We start from the raw sequence: 4302 nt of genomic DNA on the forward strand, positions 1-4302 counted from the left end.
GCGGTCAACACGGCCCCAAGATGAAAGCCGGGGCTGACAACCAGCGCCACAAAGGCCGCCGCGAAAACCACCAGAAACACCACCATCTGCAACACATCCGTGCGCAGCGCGGCACTCAGCCCGCCCCAGGCGCTATAGGCAAGCCCCAGCACCGCAACGATCAGGATCGAGACATCGCGCGCCACGCCCATCTCGGGCAGGGCAGCGGCAAAGATTAGCCCCACCACCAGCAGATTGGCAAAGACCTCGGACAAGAGCCGCAGGCCGATCACCAGATTGTAACAGGCCTTGCCTGTGGCCCCAAAGCGCACGCCAAGCCAGTCCTGCACCGATCCGGCACCGCCTGCGCGCAACCGGCCTACGATATAGCCGCCGGTCAGGAAGGACCCGTAATAGGCCGCATAGGCCAGCGTGCCCCAGATCCCGTAGAAATAGCCCAGAATGGCCGAGTTCATCAGGGAACGGGCGAAAATCCAGGTCGTGACCTGACTCAGCACCAGTACCCAGAGGCCCGGCGCACGGCCATCCGCGCCCGTGCCACTGAAAAACCCCTCGATTGTGGCGCGCCGGGGGGCGACCAGTAGGCTGCCCAGAATGACCAGGCCGAAAAGGCCAATGATCGACAATGCTTGCATGATAGATGTTCCTCTGTGGATTATATGCCCGTAGTGCTAATGAGCGGCACTCTCAGGCACCAGAGCTTATGCGCCCCACTCCCGGTTTCGTGATCACGTGGATCAGAGCGTCGCGTTCACGCCACCGCCATCGAGCAGGATGTTTTGCCCCACGATAAAGCCCGCATGCTGGCTACAGAGAAACGCACAGGCCGCGCCGAATTCCTCTGCGGTGCCATAGCGCCCGGCGGGAATACCGGCGCAGCGGCGCGCCTTTGCCTCGTCCATGCTGATCCCCTGCGCTTGGGCCACGCCCCGGTCGAGGGCGGTGGCGCGGTCCGTGGCATGGATGCCCGGCAGCAGGTTGTTGATCGTGACGCCCCGGCCCGCAACCTGTCGCGACGTGCCCGCGACATAGCCCGTAAGGCCTGCGCGTGCCGAATTGCTGAGGCCAAGCGCGGGGATCGGCGCCTTGACCGATTGCGAGGTGATGTTGACCACCCGACCCCAGCCGCGCGCCATCATCCCCGGCACCAGCGCCTTGATCAGCGCGATGGGGGTCAGCATGTTGGCATCGAGCGCGCGGATGAAATCCTCGCGCTCCCAATCGGTCCACATCCCCGGCGGCGGACCCCCGGCATTGTTGACGAGAATATCCACGTCCTGCGCCACGGCGAGCACGGCGGCGCGCCCGGCCTCGGTGGTGATATCCGCCGCGACCGTCTGGACGCTCACGCCGTATTCGGTGCGAATCATCTCTGCTGCCGCCTCGAGCGCCTCGGCACCGCGTGCGTTCATCACCAGATCAACCCCCGCCTCTGCCAGCGCTCGGGCAGACCCCAACCCCAGCCCCTTGGACGCGGCGCAGACCAGCGCCCGCTTGCCCCTGATCCCCAGATCCATCATCCACCCTCCTGTTGCATCAACGTCGAATTAACACCCTCTGGGCGAGAATGGCCAGAACCTTGCAAGGGGCATCGTGACGGGCGCCGACCTTAGGCTGTGATCCACCGCATTGACGCCATGGTGCCACAATTCTAAGCTACGATGCCTGCAGGAAAATCCTGTGCCTTACCTGATCCGGACCAACGCCGCCCATGACCACTGACCTCGCTCTCTCCGACCACATCCTGCCCGTGTACGCGGGCTTGGATTTTCGTGTCGTCAATGGGGCGAACATGGGCGATGCGCTGTCTTTTGCGTCTGAACTCGACCTTGACGATGTCTACGAGTTGCAGCCCCAGGCCCGGCAACTCCGTCTATCGCTGTCGCTGGCGGGTGGCGCGCCCTTTACCGTCGCGCAAGGGTCCGAGGTTGGCCGCGCCGGCGCGCAAATCCATCTCGACTGTTGTCTCACGTTGATGTCGGGCACCGGGCGCACGACCGAGATGATCGTGTTGGTCGAAGTGGATGAGGCGGGCAATCTGGTCGAGATTTTTGCCATGCCGCTCGCTCAGATGCGGCCCAAGACCGGTTATGCGCTGGTGGGTATCGACACGGATAACGTGCTGCAACGCTTTGCGCAGGTGGCCTGCGTTTCCTTTTCCAGCGGGACGCATATCACCATGGCCACAGGCGAACAGCGCCGGGTTGAGACGCTGGTGCCCGGTGATATGATCCTGACCCGCGATGACGGGGTGCGGCCGATCCGTTGGGTCGGGCATTCGACGGTGCGTGCGGTGGGGGATTTCGCGCCCATTCGGATCAGTGCGGGTGCGCTTCACAATGAGAATGATCTGCTTGTCAGCCCCGATCACCGGCTCTTCATCTATCAGCGCTCTGACGCGCTTGGCGCGGGCCGGGCCGAGGTGCTGGTGCGCGCCCGCCATCTTGTCAACGGCGATACCGTGCGCCGCGAGAGCGGCGGTTTTGTCGATTACGTGCAACTGCTCTTTGACCGGCATCAGATCATCTATGCCGAAGGCATTGCCGCTGAAACCCTACTGGTCGATCCGCGCACCTCTGCCGCCTTGCCTGCTGATCTGAAAGAGGCGCTGAGCCGACAGATCGCGGGGCAGAGCGCCCCGAGCCACCTGCAATTCGAGGTGGGTCAGGCGCTGCTCAACCACCCCAATGCCGCCGATATCCTGAAACGGGCATCAACGCGGTAGGGACGGGGTCTACGTCGGGTCTTTGCGCGCCCTTGATCACCCCACGCAGCGATGAACGCACCCGCTCTCAGCCTTGCGATCAGCGTCTGTGCCCCAATAGCCAAAGGACGCATCCATGGTCAGCCGCGTGCCCCGAAGGGGCCCGGCCACGCAGACGCGTGAGATCTGTCTTTACGGATGGTTCGTCCCTGACGACAACGCGCTCAGGCAGCACGGACCGGACTCTCGTTTGGCGTGAATCTGCCGAGTGTCGGGAATGCCCGCATCGGGGGTTTCTTTTTCTTGTCCGAATCAAAGCAAAATACTATCCTAGGTTGAAGACATATTTTTTTGACGACTTCCGGTTTATTGGGGTAACTGCGATTTCACAATGAAGTCTTTGCCGTAACCACGTGAATTTTGCAGTCCCCTGCCAGATGTGGGCACGGGGTAAATGTCACGAAAACTGATGCAGAGCCAGATGGCCAGAAGGGCGGTTCGCACGATCTCGGTGCTTGGCGCGATGGCGCTGACCGCGGTCTTGCCAGAGCGGCTGATGGCGCAGGCCTTTTGCGGGCCGACGATCACGGCATGTGATCTCCAGCAGGACCAGCTCTGCCTCGAACGGGTCTTGGCCTGCGGAGAATACGACACGATCATCGCGACTCTCTTTGCCGAGGATGTCGCGCCGAAGCTGGATCAGAAATTCGCGCTCGGCGCGGCGTATTTCGGCAATCATGTGCGGGCAAGGGCGACGGGAGTGCAATGCAGGGCCGTCGTGAAAGGGCGTGAATGGCTGCGCGATTACCTCGGTTCGGTGGACACCGAGTTTCGGCAAAGCGCCAGTTTCGGGACCTTGGCGCAAATGCGCCAGATTTATCACGCAACGCAGATGCTGGGCGAACTCGACCAGGTGGGTGGCTGCCCGGAAAGTGCGCTGACGCGGGCACGGGTGCAGGCCATCGCGGCGGCAGAGGCGACGCGGTTTGCGAGGGCGATCTTTCTGACGCCGCCTGATGCGGTGGCCGATGTCATGGGCACACTCAACATCGCGTTGCGGACGTTCGTGTCCCAGGCCTCGGATCTGGAGACAGGGATCGCGCTGCGCCGGATCGAGATCGAGGCGGCGGGGCGGGTGCTGGGCAATGTGCGCGGCTTTTTCGACGAGGTATTCGGCGGGGTGTCGGGCGAAGGCACCGGGCTGCGGGTCGATAGCGCGGTTCTGGATCAGCTCATGGCCGATGGCCGCGCAAGGCTGCGCCGCGTGGAGAACCGCGAGGATGCTTTTCGGGTGGCACTGGGGGGATTCGGGCCTGCGGACTATGGCGAGGTCAGGACCGAAACGGTACGCAATGCGCAGGGGTTCCTTAAGGACTCAGCGTTTCACATCAACATGATCGGGGTGCTGATGCCGACCGATCCGGCACGGCCGTTCCCACAGCTTGAGGGTGTTTTGGGCGCGGACAGCCCAGCCAATGCAGCGCGTGAGGCGCTATCGGTGATCCGGGTGGATTGGCGGGCACTGGGGGATGCAAATGGCAATTGCGCGCTGCCCAATGCCACGGAACGGGTGTGGTACTGCCGATGAGAAAGCTTTT

General features: G+C 62.9%; 3 protein-coding genes and 1 pseudogene. 2 read left to right on the top strand and 2 right to left on the bottom strand.

The annotated features are described in order from the left end of the window. Positions 1-635 (bottom strand): annotated as a pseudogene (locus KBT70_RS15705) (sodium:proline symporter); the annotation flags it as partial. A gap of 102 nt (positions 636-737) precedes the next feature. Beyond that, complete coding sequence (locus KBT70_RS15710; protein ID WP_296636050.1) at positions 738-1517, bottom strand: SDR family oxidoreductase; 780 nt, start codon at positions 1515-1517, stop codon at positions 738-740. 194 nt (positions 1518-1711) lie between these two features. Here KBT70_RS15710 and KBT70_RS15715 point away from each other — a divergent pair, with 194 nt between their 5' ends. Continuing rightward, a complete protein-coding gene (locus KBT70_RS15715) occupies positions 1712-2725 on the top strand; it encodes a Hint domain-containing protein (protein WP_296636044.1) in 1014 nt (337 codons plus the stop codon). Between the two features lie 433 nt (positions 2726-3158). Further along, entirely contained in the window at positions 3159-4292 is a 1134-nt protein-coding gene (locus KBT70_RS15720; RefSeq protein ID WP_296636047.1) for a hypothetical protein, read from the top strand. Positions 4293-4302: the final 10 nt, after the last annotated feature.

This window comes from Roseovarius sp. (assembly GCF_018066915.1).
GTDB lineage: Bacteria > Pseudomonadota > Alphaproteobacteria > Rhodobacterales > Rhodobacteraceae > Roseovarius.

Excerpts from the sequence above, each read along its gene's own strand:
- KBT70_RS15710 (WP_296636050.1), bottom strand. The coding sequence starts at position 1,517 with ATGGATCTGGGGATCAGGGGCAAGCGGGCGCTGGTCTGCGCCGCGTCC.
- KBT70_RS15715 (WP_296636044.1), top strand. The coding sequence starts at position 1,712 with ATGACCACTGACCTCGCTCTCTCCGACCACATCCTGCCCGTGTACGCG.
- KBT70_RS15720 (WP_296636047.1), top strand. The coding sequence starts at position 3,159 with ATGTCACGAAAACTGATGCAGAGCCAGATGGCCAGAAGGGCGGTTCGC.